Origin of the sequence: Pseudoxanthomonas suwonensis J47 (genome assembly GCF_000513955.1) — a bacterium.
GTDB lineage: Bacteria > Pseudomonadota > Gammaproteobacteria > Xanthomonadales > Xanthomonadaceae > Pseudoxanthomonas > Pseudoxanthomonas suwonensis_C.
The window spans coordinates 242,167-260,921 of the sequence record NZ_KI911328.1 but is presented as its reverse complement, the minus strand read 5'-3'; the positions used below and the strand labels follow the sequence as shown (position 1 = coordinate 260,921).

The 18,755-nt window shown below is 69.8% G+C and carries 18 protein-coding genes and 1 tRNA gene; 15 read left to right on the top strand and 4 right to left on the bottom strand.

What is annotated here, in order from left to right:
- Nucleotides 1-25 precede the first annotated feature (25 nt).
- The 3 genes from M503_RS0112550 to M503_RS0112540 all read right to left on the bottom strand — a co-directional run bounded on the left by M503_RS0112550 (nt 26) and on the right by M503_RS0112540 (nt 3,399).
- Entirely contained in the window at nt 26-1,864 is a 1,839-nt protein-coding gene (locus tag M503_RS0112550) for a DUF885 domain-containing protein (protein WP_028928281.1), read from the bottom strand.
- A gap of 81 nt (nt 1,865-1,945) precedes the next feature.
- Complete coding sequence (locus tag M503_RS0112545) at nt 1,946-2,725, bottom strand: queuosine precursor transporter (RefSeq protein WP_028918660.1); 780 nt, start codon at nt 2,723-2,725, stop codon at nt 1,946-1,948.
- On the bottom strand, nt 2,722-3,399 hold the full coding sequence (locus M503_RS0112540) for a DUF502 domain-containing protein (protein ID WP_028918661.1): 678 nt from the start codon (nt 3,397-3,399) through the stop codon (nt 2,722-2,724). The genes M503_RS0112545 and M503_RS0112540 overlap by 4 nt, the downstream gene beginning before the upstream one ends.
- A gap of 66 nt (nt 3,400-3,465) precedes the next feature.
- Between M503_RS0112540 and M503_RS0112535 the strand changes: the two genes are divergently transcribed.
- Nucleotides 3,466-4,836: a hypothetical protein gene (locus M503_RS0112535; RefSeq protein ID WP_028918662.1), complete on the top strand. Its 1,371-nt coding sequence runs from the start codon at nt 3,466-3,468 to the stop codon at nt 4,834-4,836.
- Here the strand turns inward: M503_RS0112535 and M503_RS0112530 are convergent.
- A complete protein-coding gene (locus M503_RS0112530; protein ID WP_028918663.1) occupies nt 4,812-5,291 on the bottom strand; it encodes a DUF4442 domain-containing protein in 480 nt (159 codons plus the stop codon). The genes M503_RS0112535 and M503_RS0112530 overlap by 25 nt on opposite strands.
- A 151-nt stretch (nt 5,292-5,442) precedes the next feature.
- On the opposite strand from M503_RS0112530, the gene accD reads away from it, so the two are divergent.
- The 14 genes from accD (at nt 5,443) to nuoH (ending at nt 18,753) form a co-directional block, all read left to right on the top strand.
- Nucleotides 5,443-6,336 carry an acetyl-CoA carboxylase, carboxyltransferase subunit beta gene (accD, locus tag M503_RS0112525; RefSeq protein ID WP_028918664.1) on the top strand — a complete coding sequence of 298 codons (894 nt, stop codon included), beginning with the start codon at nt 5,443-5,445 and terminating at the stop codon, nt 6,334-6,336.
- Nucleotides 6,333-7,688, top strand: coding sequence for a phosphoglucosamine mutase (glmM, locus tag M503_RS0112520; RefSeq protein ID WP_028928280.1), 1,356 nt, complete (start codon nt 6,333-6,335; stop codon nt 7,686-7,688). Before accD ends, glmM begins: the two co-directional genes overlap by 4 nt.
- 86 nt (nt 7,689-7,774) lie before the next feature.
- Nucleotides 7,775-8,713, top strand: a complete 939-nt coding sequence (locus M503_RS0112515) for an isopenicillin N synthase family dioxygenase (protein WP_028918666.1) — start codon at nt 7,775-7,777, stop codon at nt 8,711-8,713.
- A gap of 114 nt (nt 8,714-8,827) precedes the next feature.
- On the top strand, nt 8,828-9,592 hold the full coding sequence (tpiA, locus tag M503_RS0112510) for a triose-phosphate isomerase (RefSeq protein ID WP_024869132.1): 765 nt from the start codon (nt 8,828-8,830) through the stop codon (nt 9,590-9,592).
- Nucleotides 9,593-9,613: 21 nt separating this feature from the next.
- Nucleotides 9,614-10,051 (top strand): preprotein translocase subunit SecG, encoded by a 438-nt coding sequence (gene secG, locus M503_RS0112505; protein WP_028928279.1) that lies wholly within the window; start codon nt 9,614-9,616, stop codon nt 10,049-10,051.
- A gap of 43 nt (nt 10,052-10,094) precedes the next feature.
- Nucleotides 10,095-10,179, top strand: a tRNA-Leu gene (locus tag M503_RS0112500).
- Between the two features lie 323 nt (nt 10,180-10,502).
- Nucleotides 10,503-10,859 carry an NADH-quinone oxidoreductase subunit A gene (locus tag M503_RS0112495; protein ID WP_028918668.1) on the top strand — a complete coding sequence of 119 codons (357 nt, stop codon included), beginning with the start codon at nt 10,503-10,505 and terminating at the stop codon, nt 10,857-10,859.
- The gene (locus tag M503_RS0112490) at nt 10,850-11,422 is read left to right on the top strand and encodes a NuoB/complex I 20 kDa subunit family protein (RefSeq protein WP_028918669.1); all 573 of its coding nucleotides are present in this window, start codon (nt 10,850-10,852) and stop codon (nt 11,420-11,422) included. The genes M503_RS0112495 and M503_RS0112490 overlap by 10 nt, the downstream gene beginning before the upstream one ends.
- Nucleotides 11,423-11,453: 31 nt before the next feature.
- Entirely contained in the window at nt 11,454-12,206 is a 753-nt protein-coding gene (locus M503_RS0112485; RefSeq protein WP_028916031.1) for an NADH-quinone oxidoreductase subunit C, read from the top strand.
- Between the two features lie 8 nt (nt 12,207-12,214).
- Nucleotides 12,215-13,519 (top strand): NADH-quinone oxidoreductase subunit D, encoded by a 1,305-nt coding sequence (locus tag M503_RS0112480; RefSeq protein ID WP_024869127.1) that lies wholly within the window; start codon nt 12,215-12,217, stop codon nt 13,517-13,519.
- The gene (gene nuoE / locus M503_RS0112475) at nt 13,516-14,043 is read left to right on the top strand and encodes an NADH-quinone oxidoreductase subunit NuoE (protein ID WP_028918672.1); all 528 of its coding nucleotides are present in this window, start codon (nt 13,516-13,518) and stop codon (nt 14,041-14,043) included. Before M503_RS0112480 ends, nuoE begins: the two co-directional genes overlap by 4 nt.
- An 11-nt stretch (nt 14,044-14,054) precedes the next feature.
- Nucleotides 14,055-15,425: an NADH-quinone oxidoreductase subunit NuoF gene (nuoF, locus tag M503_RS0112470; protein WP_028928278.1), complete on the top strand. Its 1,371-nt coding sequence runs from the start codon at nt 14,055-14,057 to the stop codon at nt 15,423-15,425.
- Complete coding sequence (gene nuoG / locus M503_RS0112465; RefSeq protein WP_028928277.1) at nt 15,422-17,665, top strand: NADH-quinone oxidoreductase subunit NuoG; 2,244 nt, start codon at nt 15,422-15,424, stop codon at nt 17,663-17,665. Before nuoF ends, nuoG begins: the two co-directional genes overlap by 4 nt.
- Nucleotides 17,662-18,753: an NADH-quinone oxidoreductase subunit NuoH gene (gene nuoH, locus M503_RS0112460; protein WP_024869123.1), complete on the top strand. Its 1,092-nt coding sequence runs from the start codon at nt 17,662-17,664 to the stop codon at nt 18,751-18,753. The genes nuoG and nuoH overlap by 4 nt, the downstream gene beginning before the upstream one ends.
- The last annotated feature ends 2 nt before the right edge of the window (nt 18,754-18,755 follow it).

Sequence of the window (18,755 nt, the reverse complement as noted above, 5' to 3'; positions counted from 1 at the left end):
CTCCCTCCGGCGTCGCCGCCCGAGGTTAACCCGTCGGCGCCCGGCGTGTCGCGATCCAGGCGTCGATCCGCGCTTCCAGCACGTCCAGCGGCACCGAACCGTCGCGCAGCACCTCGGCGTGGAATTCGCGTACGTCGAAGCGCGGGCCGATCGCGGCTTCTGCACGGCGGCGCAGCTCCAGGATCTTCAGTTCGCCGGTCTTGGGCGCCAGGGCCTGGCCGGGCATGGCGATCACGCGGTCGGTCTCCGCCTCGGCCTCGGCGCGGCTGGCGCCGAGGTTCTCGACCAGGTAGGCGATCGCCTGCTCGCGGCTCCAGCCCCTGGCGTGGATGCCGGTATCCACCACCAGGCGCGCGGCACGCCACAGCCCGCCCTGCAGGTAGCCGAAGCGCGACCACGGATCCTGGTACAGGCCCAGGTCGCGGCCGAGCGATTCGGCGTACAGCGCCCAGCCTTCGGTGAACGCGGCCTCGCCGCCGGCGCTGCGGAAGGCCGGCAGCCCTTCGAGTTCCTGCTGCAGGGCCAGCTGGAAGTGATGGCCCGGGACGGCCTCGTGCAGGAACAGCGCTTCGGCGTTCCAGCTGCGGCGCGAAGGCAGGTCGGAAGTGTTGACGTAGAACACGCCGGGCGCGCCGGCCGCGGCGGGCCGCAGGTAGGAACCGGCGGCGGCCGAACGCGCGCGATAGGCCTCGACCGGGCGGATCTCCAGCGCGGCCTTCGGCAGCAGCGAAAACTGCTGCTGCACCTTCGCCATGACCTTCGCCTCGAGGCCGCGGTGGAAGCCAAGCAGCGCTTCCTCGTCGGCGAACTCGAAGCGGCGGTCCGTCTGCGCGTAGCGGAGGAACTTCTGCAGGTTGCCGCGGAACTTCGCCTCCTTCATCAGCTGGGGGATTTCCGCCTGCAGCCGCGCCACCTCGTCCAGCCCGGCCTGGTGCAGCTGCTCCGGCGGCAGCGTGGTGGTGGTGCTCTGCCGCGCGTTCCACGCATACCAGGCCGCACCATCGGGCAGGGCGCCGAGGCCGGCGGTGTCACGCGTGGCCGGCAGGTAGCGGGTGGCGACGAAGCCGCGCAGCATGCGGTAGGAGGGCAGCAGCTGCTGTTCGATGGTGCGCCGGTAGGCTTCGGTCAGGCGCGCGCGATCGGCCTCGCTGAAGTCGTCGGGCATGTTGCGCACCGGATTCCAGAAGATGCTTTCCTCGGCGCTGGGCCGGATCACCGCGTCCAGCTGCGGCAGCACCTTCTCCATCAGCGGCCGCGGCTGCACCACGCCGGCGGCCATGCCCTGTTCCATGTTGGCGATGGCCTGGCGGAACAGCGCGGGTACCTGGCCGGCGCGCGCGAGCCAGTTGTCGTAGTCCTGCACGGTGCGGAACGGCTGCGCGCTGGCGCCGGAGCCGAGCATCGCCACCAGCGTCGCCGGGTTGTTGAACGGGTTCAGCGGCAGCATCCAGCCGGGAAAACGCTCGCCTTCCAGCGCGTCGCGCGCGTTGCGCACGAAGATGCGGTAGCTGAGCAGGTCCTGGCCCTGCAGGCCGTCCTCGCCGACCGCTTCCACCTTCGCCAGCCAGGATTCGGTGAATTCGCGGCTGCGCTGGCGGAATTCCGGCGACAGGTAGTTGGGCAGCTGGTGGTTGCCGCGCGGATCGCCCTGGAAGGTCGCCTGCAGCGGGTTGAGCTTGAGCGATTCCTCCCAGTAGCCCTGGTACAGGCGCTGCAGCTTCGTCGCCTTGTCCTCGGCCTTCGCCGGCGCGGCCTGGGTGGCAGCCGGGCGCGACGCCTTCTTCTTCGCCGCATCGGCCTGCGCCGGGGCCAGCAGGGCCACGGCGACGGGCAGGGCGAGGCAGAAGGCGCGGGGGCGGATCATGCAGGGCTTCCGTTGGAACGCGAAGCCCGGGAGAGTGCCGCATCGCGCCGGCGCAGGCCAGCGCGCCCGCTCACCTGCGGCTCAGCTTGCGGCCTGGTGGCGCAGCTCGCGGGCCCGTCCGGCGCCCAGGTAGAGGGTGATGAGGTGGCGCATGAGGTACAGCAGCGGGATCAGCGCGATCGCCGCGAGCATCTTCCATGCGTAGTTGAGCGTGCTCACCGCCAGGAACAGCGAGGTCGGCCACTTCTGCGGGCCGAGCACGAAGGCGATCCAGATCACCACGAAACTGTCGACCAGCTGCGAGACCGCGGTCGAACCGGTCGCGCGCAGCCACACCCAGCGCTCGCCGGTGGCGCGGCGGATACGATGGAACACCGCCACGTCGATCAGTTGCCCGACCAGGAAGGCCACCATCGAGCCGGCGATCGTCCACAGGCCCTGGCCGAACACCACCGCGTAGGCGGCCTGGTAGTCCGGCACGCCCTGCGCCACCGCGGCGCCGCGCCACCAGCCGGCCGGGGCCAGCTCGATCGCAGCGAAGGCGAACAGGAAGCCGTACACGATCAGCCCCACCGCCAGCCAGGAGATGAACTTCACCCCGCGGCGGCCGAAGAACTCGTTGATGGTGTCGGTCATGATGAACACCACTGGCCACAGCAGGGTGCCGGCGGTGAAGTTCAGCGAGCCGGTCTGGCCGAACAGGTTCCATTCCAGCGGCGCGATGCCGAGGCTGTCCTCCAGCGCGAAGATCTTGACCCCGATGAACTCGGCCAGCACCGCGTTGACGCAGAAGAACGCGCCCAGCGCGATGTAGAGCCTCACCGCGCGGTCGTCGAGCAGGCGCGCGGCAGGCGTGCTCACTGGCGGTCGCCCGCGCGGGTGAAGGGCATGCTCTCCGGGGCGACGGCGCCGCCGGAAATGATGAAGCCCATGGCCTGGTCGACGGTCCAGTCGGTCGGGGTCAGCAGCTCCACGGGCACCACCTCGAGGTAGCCGGAGGTGGGGTTGGGCGTGGTCGGCACGTACACCGCCGCCAGCTCGCGACCGCTGCCTTCCTCCTTCAGCACCCGGGTGACCAGGCCGATGGACTTCATTTCCCGGTGCGGGAAGTCGATCAGGACCACGCGCTGGGTGCTGCCCGGCTTGGTCTGCAGGATGTCCAGCAGCTTGCGCGCGCTGGTGTAGATGGTATTGGCCAGCGGCACGCGGGCGATCAGGGCCTCGAACCAGCGCAGCAGGTGCTGGCCGATCACGCGCCGCGCCAGCATGCCCACGCCGAGGATGACCAGCACCGTGGCCAGCATGGCGATGGTGTTCTGCACCCACAGCGCCTTGCCCCAGTGGGCATAGGCGGGGAACGAGTCGGCGATGCGTTCGGACAGCGGCACCACCCATGGCGCGCTGATGCTCGACAGCAGCACGAACACGAACTTGATCACCACCCAGGTCAGCCAGATCGGCAACAGGGTCAACAGGCCGGTGAGGAACAGGCGTTGCAGCGAGGCGCGCTGCGGCGCGGAGGGGTCGGGGGACATGCGGCGGATTGTAGCGCCGGCGGCTGCTATCCTGCCGCGCGGCAAGGGGTGCCGATTGGGGGATGCATGGTCCGTTTCCTGAAGTGGCTGCTGGCCGCAGCCCTGGTGCTGGTGTTGTGCGTGGCCGGGGCGTACGTGCTGTCGCGGGCCCTGGGCGCGTCGGGGGCGGAGCGCGAGGCGCTGGCCCTGCTGGACCAACCGCCGGCGCCGCCGGCGCGGGACGGTTTCGCGGCGCTGTACACCGCGTCCCACGACATCCCCGAGGGCGAGCAGGTCAGCCTGGTGGCCGAGGAAGTGCGTCGCTTCAAGGCAACCCCGCTGCGCCGGGATGGCAGCAGCGACTGGAGCAGCCTCCTGCAGGAGCGGCCGTCGCTGGCGGTGACTCGCGACGGCGATCCGGCCTGGTGCAACCTGCGCGGCGCCGACTGCCTCGGGCAGGGGCAGGTGCGTGGCGCCCGCGACGCCTACGCCGGCCTGCTGGAGCGCAACGCCCGGGCGCTGGACCGTGCCGAGGCCCTGCACGGGTACGACGGATTCCCCAATCCCTTCCCGCCGCGGCTGGACATGCCGCTGCCGGGCTTCCAGGTCCTGACCCGGCTGACGACGCGCACCGCCTGGCGTTTCGCCGAAGGCCAGGCCGACCTGGCGCTGGCCGATGCCTGCCGCGACGTGGCCACGGGCCGCCAGCTCATCGAAAGCGGCGACTCGCTGGTCGGCAGCATGATCGGCGCGGCCATGGTCCAGGGCAACGCGCAGCTGCTGGCGCAGATGCTGGCCGAACTGCCGCGCGAACATCCGCTGCCGGAGCAGTGCCGGCAGGCCTTCGAACGGCCGGTCGCGCTGGAGCAGGGCGTGTGCCGGACCATGCTCAGCGAGGGCCGCTTCATGGCCGGCGGCCTCCGCACCCAGGTCAATGCCGAGGTCGCCGCCAGCGCGGTGGAGCACGAGGTCCCCGCCTGGGCGCTGGGGCTGCTGTTCGATCCCGAACGCACCGCCGCCCGCGCGGCGCCGACCTTCGCCTGGTACTGCGGCGGGGAAGCCCGCCGGCAGCTGGCCCAGGACCAGCCGCTGCGCGATCCGACGCCGCCGCGTTCGCGGCGCTCGCTGGCGTGCGTGTCCAACGCGATCGGCTGCATCCTCGCCGACATCGCATCCCCGGCCTACGCCGAGTACGGCATGCGCCTGCAGGACGCCGACGCCCGCCTGCGCACCGTAGCCGCGCTGCTGTGGCTGCGCGACCAGGACGGGCCGATCGACGCGGCGGCGCTGGAGCGGGTGCCGGCGGCGCTTCGCAGCCCGGCGCGGCCGTTCCAGCAGGACCTGGAAGCCGGAACGCTGGGTACGCCGGTGTTCTGGGCGAAGGGGGCGGACGCCGACGGCAGCTGGTCGGTGCCGTTGCCGGCCAGCCGGCTTCAGCCGGCCGCGCCTTCGCCCTGAGCGGGGCGGCGGTCCGGCTTGCGCCGCACGTAGACCTGCTTGCGCACCCGCGCGACCACGTCGCCGGCGGCGTCGAAGATCTCGTTCTCGAACCAGTGCAGGTACTTGGCGCCGCCGGCGGTGGCGGCGCGGACCTCGGCCAAGGTCTCCGGGCCGACGTCGAAACGGGTCCAGACCGTGCCGCGGCCTGGCTTGATGAAGTCGATCGAGCCGCTCTGGTCCCAGACGTAGTAGTCGCGGCCCAGCTGCTGCATCAGCAGCAGCATCCAGAACGGGTCGCTCATCGAGAACAGGCTGCCGCCGAAGTGGGTGCCGACGTAGTTGCGGTTCCACGGACGCATGCGCAGCTCGACCCGGGCGTGGCTCCAGTCCGGGGCGATGTCCGCCACATGAATGCCGGAAAACAGGAACGGCGGCCACAGGTTCATGCCGTGGCGCAGGACGGAAGGCTTCATCTGCTTGGACAGGCAGGGTTGAATCGGGGCAGGCCAGCCTACCATACGTGTTCGTACGGAGAAGTGGGCGCGGCGCGGGCGGGCGGGGCGCTGAGCTAGACTGTCGACCTTTTCCGGCCGCCTGGCCCCTGAACGGAACCGACATTCCCGAATGAGCTGGCTCAGCAAACTGATGCCCTCCGGCATCCGCACCGACAACGCCGCCAACCGCAAGCGCAGCGTCCCCGAGGGCCTGTGGGAGAAGTGCGACCGCTGCGGCGCGGTCCTGTACCGCCCGGAGCTCGAGGAGAACCTGGAGGTCTGCCCGAAGTGCGACTTCCACATGGCGATCCGCGCCCGCGCCCGCCTGGCCTCGCTGTTCGACCCGGGCAGCACCACCGAGCTCGCCGCCACCCTGGCGCCGACCGACGTGCTGCGCTTCAAGGATTCCAAGCGCTACTCCGACCGGATCAAGGCCACCCAGAAGGCCACCGGCGAGTACGACGCGCTGGTGGCGATGGAAGGCCGGCTGAAGGGCCGCCCGCTGGTCGCCAGCTCCTTCGACTTCGCCTACATGGGCGGCTCGATGGGCTCGGTGGTGGGCGAGAAGTTCACCCTGGCCGCCGAGCGCGCGCTGGAGATCGGCTGCCCGTTCGTGAACTTCTCCGCCAGCGGCGGCGCGCGCATGCAGGAGAGCCTGTTCTCGCTGATGCAGATGGCCAAGACCTCGGCGGCGCTGGGCCGGCTGCGCGCGGCCGGGCTGCCGTACATCTCGGTGCTGACCCATCCGACCACCGGCGGCGTCTCGGCCTCCTTCGCGATGCTGGGCGACCTCAACATCGCCGAGCCGGAGGCGCTGATCGGCTTCGCCGGCCCGCGCGTGATCGAGCAGACCGTGCGCGAGAAGCTGCCGGAAGGCTTCCAGCGCTCGGAGTTCCTGCTCGAGCACGGCGCCATCGACCAGATCTGCGACCGCCGCCAGCTGCGCGACCGCCTGGCCGACCTGCTGGCGATGATGATGCGCCAGCCGCCGGCGAAGGACGGCGACGCGGTGGAGGCGGCATGACCGTAGCCCGGCGCTGGTTCGGCACCGACGGCATCCGCGGCCGGGTCGGGCAGGGCCCGATCTCGGCCGACTTCGTGCTGCGGCTGGGCAATGCCCTGGGCCGGGTCCTGGCCGCACAGAAGCCGGGCCGGCGCTCGGTGGTGATCGGCAAGGACACCCGCATCTCCGGCTACATGTTCGAGGCCGCGCTGGAAGCGGGCCTGGTCGCCGCCGGCACCGACGTGCAGCTGCTGGGGCCGATGCCGACCCCGGCGGTGGCGTTCCTGACCCGCACCCTGGGCGCGGACGCCGGCATCGTGATCAGCGCCTCGCACAACCCGCACTACGACAACGGCATCAAGTTCTTCTCCGCCGAAGGCGAGAAGCTCGACGACGCCACCGAGCTGGCGATCGAAGAAGCGCTGGAGGGCGAGTTCGCCACGGTCGAGTCCGGCCAGCTGGGCAAGGCCGTGCGCGCCCGCGACGCGGTCGGCCGCTACATCGAATTCTGCAAGTACACCGTGCCACGCGGCTTCGACCTGCGCGGCATGAAGCTGGTCCTGGACTGCGCGCACGGCGCCAACTACCACATCGCCCCGCTGCTGTTCCGCGAGCTGGGCGCCGAGGTGGTCGCCATCGGCGCCGCGCCGGACGGGCTCAACATCAACGCCGGCGTCGGCTCGATGCACATCGACAACCTCGCCGCCAAGGTCCGCGAGGTCGGCGCCGACCTGGGCATCGCTTTCGACGGCGACGGCGACCGCGTGCTGATGGTCGACGCGCAGGGTACGCCGGTCGACGGCGACGGCCTGCTCTACGTGCTGGCCCGCGACTGGCAGGCCAGCGGCCGCCTGCGCGGGCCGGTGGTCGGCACGCTGATGACCAACTACGGCCTGGAGAAGGCGCTGGCCGAGGCCGGCATCCCGTTCCAGCGCGCCAGGGTCGGCGACCGCTACGTGCACCAGGCCCTGGTCGAGGGCGGTGGCGTGCTCGGCGGCGAGGCCTCCGGCCACCTGCTGTGCCTGGACCGCGCCACCACCGGCGACGCCATCGTCAGCGCGCTGCAGGTGCTGGACGCACTGCGCCGTTCCGGCCAGGGCCTGCGCGAGGCCGTGCAGGGCCTGGCGATGCTGCCGCAGAAGACCATCAACGTGCGCCTCGACGGTGCCTCGGCCAAGGCCGTGGTCGATGCCGAAAGCGTGCGCACCGCGCTGCAGGGCGCGCAGGCGGCGGTGCAGGGCCGGGGGCGCGCGTTCCTGCGCCCGTCCGGCACCGAGCCGGTGGTGCGGGTCACGGTCGAGGCCGACGACGCCGCGCTCATGAACGACACACTCGAGCGCCTCGCCGGCGCGGTGCGCCAGGCCGCCGCCTGAGCCGATCCGAAGAAGAACACCGGCGCACGGCGTGGCGGGAACCACGCCGCCCGCCACGCAAGCCGAAATACCCGGAGCAGAACCACATGGCAGCACGCATTCCCACCCTCGACATCACCCGCTTCGAGACCGACCGCGAAGGTTTCGTCGCCGACCTCGGCGCGGCCTACCGCGAATGGGGTTTCGCGGGCATCCGCAACCACGGCATCCCGCAGGACTACATCGACAAGGCCTACGACGCGTTCAAGCGCTTCTTCGCCCTGCCGGAGGAAACGAAGAAGAAATACCACGTGCCCGGCGGCGGCGGCGCGCGCGGCTACACCCCGTTCGGCGTGGAAACCGCCAAGGATTCGAAGCACTTCGACCTGAAGGAGTTCTGGCACATCGGCCGCGAGATCCCGGAGGACTCGAAGTACCGCGACGTGATGCCGCCGAACCTGTGGCCGGAGGAAGTGCCGGAGTTCCGCGAGTACGGTTACGGCCTGTACCAGAAGCTCGACGCGCTCGGTTCGCGCGTGCTGGCGGCGCTGGCCCTGCACATCGGCCTGCCGGAGAACTACTTCGCCGACAAGACCAACTTCGGCAACTCGATCCTGCGCCCGATCCACTACCCGCCGATCACCGCCGACGACATCCCCAACGTTCGCGCCGGCGCGCACGGCGACATCAACCTGATCACCCTGCTGGTCGGCGCCAGCGCCGCCGGTCTGGAAGTGCGGTCGCACGAAGGCGAGTGGGTGCCGTTCACCGCCGACGAGGACACCATCGTGGTTAACATCGGCGACATGCTGCAGCGCCTGACCAACCACGTGTACCCGTCGACCATCCACCGCGTGGTCAATCCCCCGGGCGAGCTGGCGCGCCAGCCGCGCTACTCGGTGCCGTTCTTCCTGCACCCGAACCCGGACTTCCTGATCGACGTGCTGCCGTCGTGCATCACCCCGGACAACCCGAGCCGCTATCCGGAGCCGATCACCGCCCAGGGCTACCTCGAGGAACGCCTGCGCGAGATCAAGCTGAAGTAAGCGAGGGCAGGGGAGCGCGATGCCTGCTCCCCTTCCTGCTTGTGGGGCAGCGGAAAGCCAGGGCGACGCGGTATCCTGTAGCGCTATACCAGTTATGCAGGGGAGAGATCGGCAATGCGTCGTAGGATCGTGGCGGGCAACTGGAAGCTCCATGGCACCCGTGATTTCGCCACCTCGCTGGTGGCCGGGATCGCCGACCACGTCCCGGTGCCGGGCGTGGAGGTCGTGGTGCTGCCGCCGCTGCCCTACCTGGGCGACCTGATCGAGGACTTCGAGGGCCGCGACCTGGCCTTCGGCGCCCAGGACGTCAGCCACAACGAGAAGGGCGCCTACACCGGCGAGGTCTCGGCGGCGATGCTGGTCGACGTCGGCGCGCGCTACGGCCTGTGCGGCCACTCCGAGCGCCGCCAGTACCACCACGAGGACAGTGCGCTGGTTGCTCGCAAGGTCCTGGCCGCCCTCAACGCGGGGCTGCAGCCGATCCTGTGCGTGGGCGAGAGCCTGGAGGAGCGCGACGCCGGCCGGGCCGAGGACGTGATCGCCTCGCAGCTGGATCCGGTCCTGGAACTGGTGGGCGTGGCCGGGTTCGAGAAGGCCGTCGTGGCCTACGAGCCGGTCTGGGCGATCGGCACCGGCCGTACCGCCACCCCGGAGCAGGCCCAGGCGGTCCATGCCTTCATCCGTCGCCATATCGGCCGCCACGATGCTAGAATCGCCGATTCCCTGCCCATCCTTTACGGCGGCAGCGTGAAGCCCGACAACGCCGGCGCCCTGTTCGCGCAGCCGGACGTGGATGGCGGGCTGATCGGTGGCGCCTCGCTGGTGGCCGCGGACTTCCTGGCCATCGCCCGGGCGGCCTCGCCGGCTTCCGGGGCGTAATCGCAAGTCGAGAAGACACAGATGCTGATGCTGATCCTCAACGTGGTGTACGTGCTGGTGGCGATCGCGATGATCGCGCTGATCCTGCTGCAGCGCGGCGCCGGCGCGGCCGCGGGCTCCGGTTTCGGTGCCGGCGCCTCGGGCACGGTGTTCGGCGCGCGCGGCGCGTCCAACTTCCTGTCCAAGAGCACCAAGTGGCTCGCCGTGGTGTTCTTCGGCATCAGCCTGTTCATGGCCTGGTACGCCACCCACAGCGCCCGCCCGGTCGCCGAGCAGAGCCTGGGCGTGATGGGCGAGGTCGCCGCCCCGGCGCCCGCGCCGGCCGCCGCCCCGGGCGAACTGCCGGCCCTGCCGCCGGCCCCGTCGGCCGAGGTGCCCGCCGTGGCGCCGGCCGCCGACGCCCCGGTGCCGGCTCCGGCGCAGGAATCTGCGGAAGAGGCTGCTCCGCCGGCGCAGTAAGCAGTACAATGCGCGCCGCCGCACCGCGGCGCACGAGTTTCAAGCCCAGGTGGCGGAATTGGTAGACGCACTACCTTGAGGTGGTAGCGACGAGAGTCGTAGGGGTTCGAGTCCCCTCTTGGGCACCATACAGCCGGCGGACCGGGAAACCGGGGCGCCAGGCGGGCCGGGCCGGCACGGCCGGGCCGCCAGGACGAAAGCCCGCGTGAAGCGGGCTTTTTTCTTGGAAATGCGGCGTTGCGGCAAGCGTGCAAGCGTTTACTCCCGAACCGCGCAACCGCTACAATTCCGCTGCTGTGCACAATCGCAGCGGACACCGGCACTGGCGCCACGTCCGCGGCATCGCCGGTCGCCCGGGGCGGCTTGGCGGCGAGGACGCTACAGGCGCTCCGCGACCAACGCGGAAACCGACCCAGGCCCGGTCACGGGCAGAGGCAAGAGAGAACCACGAGTGCTGGCCCAATACCTGCCGACCCTGTTGTTCCTGATCGTGGCCACCGGCATCGGCGTCGCGCTGATCGTCATCGGCAACCTGCTGGGGCCACGTCGCCCCGACCTGCGTAAGCTGTCGCCCTACGAGTGCGGCTTCGAGGCGTTCGAGGACGCGCGCATGAAGTTCGACGTGCGCTACTACCTCATCGCCATCCAGTTCATCGTCTTCGACCTGGAAATCATCTTCATCGTGCCGTGGACCCTGGTGTTCCAGGACCTGGGCGCCCGCGCACTGGTCACCATGGGCCTGTTCGTCGGGATGCTGTTCCTCGGTTTCGTCTACGTCTGGAAGAAGGGAGCGCTCGAATGGGAGTGATCCAAACCATCGATCGCCTGATGACCAACCCGATCCCGGAAGGGCGGGTGGACGACATCCTTCGTCCCGAAGGCGAGAACCCGCTGCTGGAGAAGGGCTACGTCACCACCAGCGTCGACGCCCTGGTCAACTGGGCCCGCACCGGCTCGATGTGGCCGATGACCTTCGGCCTGGCCTGCTGCGCGGTCGAGATGATGCACGCCGGCGCCGCGCGCCTGGACCTGGACCGCTACGGCGTGGTGTTCCGCCCGTCGCCGCGCCAGTCCGACGTGATGATCGTGGCCGGCACCCTGGTCAACAAGATGGCCCCGGCGCTGCGCAAGGTCTACGACCAGATGCCCGACCCGAAGTGGGTCATCTCCATGGGCAGCTGCGCCAACGGCGGCGGCTACTACCACTACTCGTACTCGGTGGTGCGCGGCTGCGACCGCATCGTCCCGGTCGACGTCTACGTGCCGGGCTGCCCGCCGACGGCCGAGGCCCTGGTCTACGGCATCCTGCAGCTGCAGAAGAAGATCTGGCGCACGCAGACCGTGGCCAGGACCAACAAGATCGACCGCTGAACCCCCTCTTTCCGGAACCACGCCAAGCCCCATGGCCGAGCCAGCTGCTTCCTTCGCCCAACGACTGCGCGACCGTTTCCCGGCCGCGACGGTGACCGTGGTCGAGCCCCGTGGCGAGACCACCCTCGAGGTCGCCGCCTCCGACCTGCTGGCGACCTGCCAGGCGCTGCGCGACGAGCTCGGCTTCGAGCAGCTCACCGCGGTGAGCGGCATCGACTACCTCGGCTACGGCAGCGACGAGTGGGACACCGAGGACGTGTCCTCCAGCGGCTTCAGCCGCGGCGTCGAAGGCAAGGGCACCGGCCGCTTCGGCTGGGGCGAGAAGCCCAGCCAGCAGGGCCGCGACCGCATCGAGCCGATCGTCGCGCCGGAGCGCCGCTTCGCCGCCGTGCTGCACCTGCTGTCGTACTCGGGCAACCGCCGCCTGCGCGTGCGCTGCTTCGCCCCCGACGACGTGCTGCCGGTGGTGCCGTCGGTGACCGGCATCTGGGCGGGCGCCAACTGGTTCGAGCGCGAGGCGTTCGACCTGTACGGCATCGTCTTCGAAGGCCATCCGGACCTGCGCCGGATCCTGACCGACTACGGTTTCGTCGGCCACCCGTTCCGCAAGGACTTCCCGCTGATCGGCAACGTCGAGGTGCGTTACGACGAGGAGCGCAAGCGCGTCGTGTACGAGCCGGTGACCTCGGTCGAGCCGCGCGTCAACGTGCCGCGCGTGATCCGCCACGACGCCCGCTACGAGACCGCCGCCGGCGAGGCCGCGCAGCGGGAGGCCGCCAAGTGAGCGCACAGATGTCCGATAGCAGCATCCAGGCCGGCCAGGGCGCCGGCGCTCCGGCCAGCCGGCAGGAGATCCGCAACTACACCATGAACTTCGGCCCGCAGCACCCGGCCGCGCATGGCGTGCTGCGCCTGATCCTGGAAATGGACGGCGAGACCATCGTCCGCGCCGACCCGCACGTGGGCCTGCTCCACCGCGGTACCGAGAAGCTGGCCGAGTCCAAGCCGTTCAACCAGTCGATCGGCTACATGGACCGCCTCGACTACGTGTCGATGATGTGCAACGAGCACGCCTACGTGCGCGCGATCGAGACCCTGCTGGGGATCGAGGCGCCGGAGCGCGCGCAGTACATCCGCACGATGTTCGACGAGATCACCCGCATCCTGAACCACCTGATGTGGGTCGGTTCCAACGCGCTGGACCTCGGCGCGATGGCGGTGTTCCTGTACGCGTTCCGCGAGCGCGAGGAGCTGATGGACGTCTACGAGGCGGTCAGCGGCGCGCGCATGCACGCGGCGTACTACCGCCCGGGCGGCGTCTACCGCGACCTGCCGGACCACATGCCGAAGTACAAGGAGTCGCCCTGGCACAAGGGCGCCAAGCTCAAGCGCTTCAACGAGGCGCGCGAGGGCTCGCTCCTGGACTACATCGAGCACTTCACCCGCGAGTTCCCCAAGCGCGTCGACGAGTACGAGACGCTGCTGACCGACAACCGCATCTGGAAGCAGCGCACCGTCGGCATCGGCGTGGTCACCCCGGAGCAGGCGATGGCCTGGGGCATGACCGGCCCGATGGTCCGCGGCTCGGGCCTCGCCTGGGACCTGCGCAAGAAGCAGCCGTACGCCAAGTACGCCGAAGTCGACTTCGACATCCCGGTGGGCGTCAACGGCGACTGCTACGACCGCTACCTGGTGCGCGTCGCCGAGATGCGCCAGTCCAACCGCATCATCGAGCAGTGCGTGAAGTGGCTGAAGGCCAACCCGGGCCCGGTGATGGTCAGGAACTTCAAGGTCGCCCCTCCCAGGCGCGAGGAGATGAAGGACGACATGGAAGCCCTGATCCACCACTTCAAGCTGTTCTCCGAAGGCTACTGCGTGCCGGCCGGCGAGACCTACGCCGCGGTCGAGGCGCCCAAGGGCGAGTTCGGCTGCTACCTGGTCTCCGACGGCGCCAACAAGCCGTTCCGCGTGCACCTGCGCGCCCCCGGCTTCGCGCACCTGTCCTCGATGGACGAGATCGTGCGCGGCCACATGCTGGCCGACGTCGTGGCCATGATCGGTACCTATGATCTTGTGTTTGGTGAGGTGGATCGATGAAGGCCACCGGTAATTTCGAGAACGCGCGCAACGTCGACCCGATGGTCGTGCTGAGCGACGCGACCCGCGCGCACATCGACCACTGGCTGACCAAGTTCCCGCCGGACCGCAAGCGTTCGGCGGTGCTGCAGGGCCTGCACGCGGCCCAGGAACAGAACGGTGGCTGGCTCAGCGACGAGCTGATCGCCGCGGTGGCCAAATACCTGGACATCCCGCCGGTGTGGGCCTACGAGGTCGCCACCTTCTACTCGATGTTCGAGACCCAGCCGGTGGGCCGCAACAACGTTGCGTTCTGCACCAACATCAGCTGCTGGCTCAACGGCGCGCAGGACCTGGTCGAGCACGCCGAGAAGAAGCTGGGCTGCAAGCTGGGCGAATCGACCGCCGACGGCCGCGTCTACCTCAAGCGCGAGGAAGAATGCGTGGCCGCGTGCTGCGGCGCCCCGGTGGTCGTGATCAACGGCCATTACCACGAGAAGCTCACCCCCGAGAAGGTGGACGAGCTGCTCGACGGATTGAAGTGAGGGCGGCGCAGATGGCACACCACCCGAAGGTTTCCGAAGGCTACGGTCCGGTCGGCCCGGCTCCGAAGGAGCACCAGGCCGTCTACACGACCCTGCACTTCGACAAGCCCTGGTCGTACGAGAACTACCTCAAGACCGGCGGCTACCAGGCGCTGCGCAGGATCCTCACCGAGAAGATCCCGCCGGCCGACATCATCGAGATGGTCAAGCAGTCCGGCCTGCGTGGCCGCGGCGGCGCGGGCTTCCCGACCGGGCTGAAGTGGAGCTTCATGCCCAAGGGCGACATGCAGAAGTACATCCTCTGCAACTCGGACGAATCCGAACCGGGCACCGCCAAGGACCGCGACATCCTGCGCTACAACCCGCATGCGGTGATCGAGGGCATGGCCATCGCCTGCTACGCCACCGGTTCGACCGTGGGCTACAACTACCTGCGCGGCGAGTTCCACCACGAGCCCTTCGAGCACCTCGAGGAAGCCCTGGCCGAGGCCTACGCGCACGGCTGGCTGGGCAAGGACATCCTCGGCTCGGGCGTGGACATCGACATCTACAACGCCCTCGGCGCCGGCGCCTACATCTGCGGCGAGGAAACCGCGCTGATGGAGTCGCTGGAAGGCAAGAAGGGCCAGCCGCGCTTCAAGCCGCCGTTCCCGGCCAATTTCGGCCTGTACGGCAAGCCGACCACGATCAACAACACCGAGACCTACGCCTCGGTGCCGGCGATCGTGCGCAACGGCCCCGAGTGGTTCATGAACCTGGGCAAGCCGAACAACGGCGGCTGCAAGATCTTCTCGGTCTCCGGCCACGTCGCGCGCCCGGGCAACTACGAGATCCGCCTGGGCACCCCGTTCGCCGAGCTGCTGGAAATGGCCGGCGGCATCCGCAACGGCAACCGCATCAAGGCGGTGATCCCGGGCGGCTCCTCGATGCCGGTGCTGCCGGGCGAGGTGATGATGGGCCTGACCATGGACTACGACGCGATCCAGAAGGCCGGTTCCGGCCTGGGTTCGGGCGCGGTCGTGGTGATGGACCACACCACCTGCATGGTCCGCGCCTGCCAGCGCATCGCCCGCTTCTACTTCAAGGAAAGCTGCGGCCAGTGCACGCCGTGCCGCGAGGGCACCGGCTGGATGTACCGCATGCTGACCCGCGTGGCCGAGCACAAGGCCACGATGGAAGACCTGCATACCCTGAAGGCCGCCGCCGGCCAGATCGAAGGCCACACCATCTGCGCCTTCGGCGAAGCCGCCGCGTGGCCGGTGCAGGGTTTCCTGCGCCACTTCTGGCATGAATTCGAATACGCGATCGTGAACAAGCGCTTCCTCGTCGACGACGAGCGCGACGGCACGGTGGTGCGCTCCAACCTGGAGGTGGCCGCGTGAGTGCGCAGCCCGTCAACCCGAACCTGCCGCCGGACCACGTCACCATCTTCATCGACGGGGTCGAGCTGGCCGCGCCCAAGGGCTCGATGATCATCCAGGCCGCCGACAAGGCCGGCATCCCGATCCCGCGCTTCTGCTACCACGACAAGCTGGCCGTGGCGGCGAACTGCCGCATGTGCCTGGTCGACACCGAAGTGGGCGGCCGCTCGGCGCCGAAGCCGTCGCCGGCCTGCGCCACCCCGGTGATGGATGGCCTGAAGGTCTTCACCCGCAACGAGAAGGCCCTGAAGGCGCAGCGGAACGTCATGGAGTTCCTGCTGATCAACCATCCGCTCGACTGCCCGGTCTGCGACCAGGGCGGCGAGTGCGAGCTGCAGGACCTGTCGCTGGGCTACGGCCGCTCGGTCAGCCGCTACCAGGAACGCAAGCGCGTGGTGCCGGACGAGGACATCGGTCCGCTGGTCGCCACCGAGATGACCCGCTGCATCCAGTGCACCCGCTGCATCCGCTTCACCGGCGAGATCGCGGGCACCTACGAGCTGGGCGGCATGTACCGCGGCGAGAACCTGCAGATCGGCACCTACGACGGCAAGCCGCTGACCACCGAGCTGTCCGGCAACGTCATCGACGTGTGCCCGGTGGGCGCGCTGACCAACAAGGTCTTCCAGTTCCGCGCCCGCCCGTGGGAGCTGATGGCCAGGGAGTCGCTGGGCTACCACGACGCCATGGGCTCGAACCTGTTCCTGCACGTGCGCCGCGGCGAAGTGCTGCGCACCGTGCCGCGCGACAACGAGGCGGTGAACGAGTGCTGGCTGTCGGACCGCGACCGCTACTCGCACCAGGGCCTCTACGCCGCCGACCGCGCCACCGTGCCGCTGCGCAAGGTGGACGGGCAGTGGAAGGAAGTGAGCTGGGCCGAGGGCCTGGCCGCTGCCGCCGGGATCCTGGGCGCGAACCGGGGCGATGCGCTGGGCGTGCTCGCGCACCCGGCCACCTCGAACGAGGAGGGCGGCCTGCTGGCCACCCTGGCCGCCGAGCTGGGCACCGGCAACATCGACCACCGCATCAACAGCCGCGACTTCTCCGACGCGGCCGTGGCCGAGCCGTTCGCCATGCCGCTGGCCGAGGTCGGCCAGGCCGACGTGGTCGTGCTGGTCGGCACCAACCTGCGCCACGAGCTGCCGCTGCTGCACGCGCGCCTGCGCCAGGCGCAGGTCAAGCGCAACGCCCGCATCCACGTGGTCAACCCGGTCGACTTCGACTTCACCTTCGCCGTGGCCGGCAAGCAGATCGTGCCGCCGTCGCGCTTCGCCGAGGCGCTGGGCGACGCCGCCCTGCGCGAGGCTGTGAAGGGCGCGACCCGCGCTGCGGTGGTCGTCGGCGCGATCGCCGAGAACCATCCGCAGGCCGCCGCGATCCGCGCCGCCGCGCGCGATTTCGCCGCCGCCACCGGCGCCGCGCTGTGCCGCATCCCGCAGGGTGCGAACGCGGTCGGCCTGGCCCGCGCCGGCGTGCTGCCGTCCGCGCGCGACGTGGCCGGCATGTTCGCCGAGCCGCGCAGCGCCTACGTGCTGTACGGCATCGAGCCGGGCCTGGATTTCGCCGACACTGCCGCCGCGCTCAAGGCGCTCAACGCCGCCCAGGTCGTGGCGTTCAGCCACTTCGCCTGCGAGTCGACCCGCGCGGTCGCCGACGTGATCCTGCCGATCGGCGCGCTGCCGGAAATCGACGCGACGCTGACCAATCTGGACGGTATCGAGCAGCGGGCGCACGCCGGCGGCAAGCTGCCGGGCCAGGCCCGCGAGGGCTGGCGCGTGCTGCGTGCGCTGGGCGGCGAACTGGGCCTGCCGGGCTTCGAGTTCACCGACCTGGCCGGCGCGCGCGCGCAGCTGGAAGGCGGCCGCAAGGTCGAGCTTAAGGCCGGCAAGGCCGGCGAACCGGGCCAGGGCGGCCTGGAGCTGGCGCTGGTGCCGGCGATCTACCGCACCGACGCGGTGGTCCGCCGCGCCGCCGCGCTGCAGGCGCACCCGCTGAACGTCGAGGCGCGGATCGTGCTGAACCCGGCCGACGCCGCGGCGCTGGGCGAGGGTGGGGTGGCCAAGGTCAAGGGTGCCGCCGGCACCGCGACCCTGCCGCTGGTGGCTGACGCGCGCGTGGCCGCGGGCGTCGCATGGATCGAGGGGGGCCACGGCGCCACCGCGCCGCTGGGCGCGGGCCGGGTCGAGGTGGTGGCTGCATGAACGAACTGCTGATTCAAGCAATTGGCCCGCTGCGCGAATGGTTCTACGGGCTGGGCGAACTGGGCCCGGCGCTGTGGATCGTGCTCAAGATCCTGCTGATCGCCGTGCCGGTGATCGTCTCGGTCGCCTTCTACGTGGTCTGGGAGCGCAAGCTCATCGGCTGGATGCACGTGCGCCACGGGCCGATGTACGTGGGCATGGGCATCTTCCAGGCGTTCGCGGACGTCTTCAAGCTGCTGTTCAAGGAAGTCATCCGCCCGGCCAACGCGCACAAGGTGATGTACATCCTGGCGCCGCTGATCGTGCTGGCGCCGGCCTTCGCCGCCTGGGCGGTGGTGCCGTTCGACTACCAGCTGGTGCTGTCCAACGCCAACGCCGGCCTGCTGTACCTGCTGGCGATGACCTCGCTGGGCGTGTACGGCATCATCATCGCCGGCTGGGCGTCGAACTCGAAGTACGCGTTCCTGGGCGCGATGCGGTCGGCCGCGCAGGTGGTCAGCTACGAGATCGCGATGGGCTTCGCCCTGGTCGGCGTGCTGATCGCCGCCGGCAGCCTGAACCTGACCGACATCGTCATGGCGCAGGCGGGCAACGCCGGCTTCTTCGAGTGGTTCTGGCTGCCGCTGCTGCCGCTGTTCGTCGTGTACTGGGTGTCCGGCGTGGCCGAGACCAACCGCGCGCCGTTCGACGTGGTGGAAGGCGAATCGGAGATCGTGGCCGGCCACATGGTCGAGTACTCCGGCTCGGCGTTCGCGCTGTTCTTCCTGGCCGAGTACGCCAACATGATCCTGGTCAGCTTCCTGATCTCGATCTTCTTCCTCGGCGGCTGGCTGAGCCCGATCCAGGGCTGGGTCACGGCGGACGTCTCGCCGTGGGTCGACTGGATCTGGAAGGGCGGCTGGCCGTGGCTGCTCGCGAAGGTGTTCTTCTTCGCCAGCGCGTATATCTGGTTCCGCGCCAGCTTCCCGCGCTACCGCTACGACCAGATCATGCGCCTGGGCTGGAAGGTCTTCATCCCGCTCACGATCTTCTGGATCGCGGTGACGGCGCTGCTGGTGTTCTTTGGCGTGTTCGAGAAGGGCGCCTGATC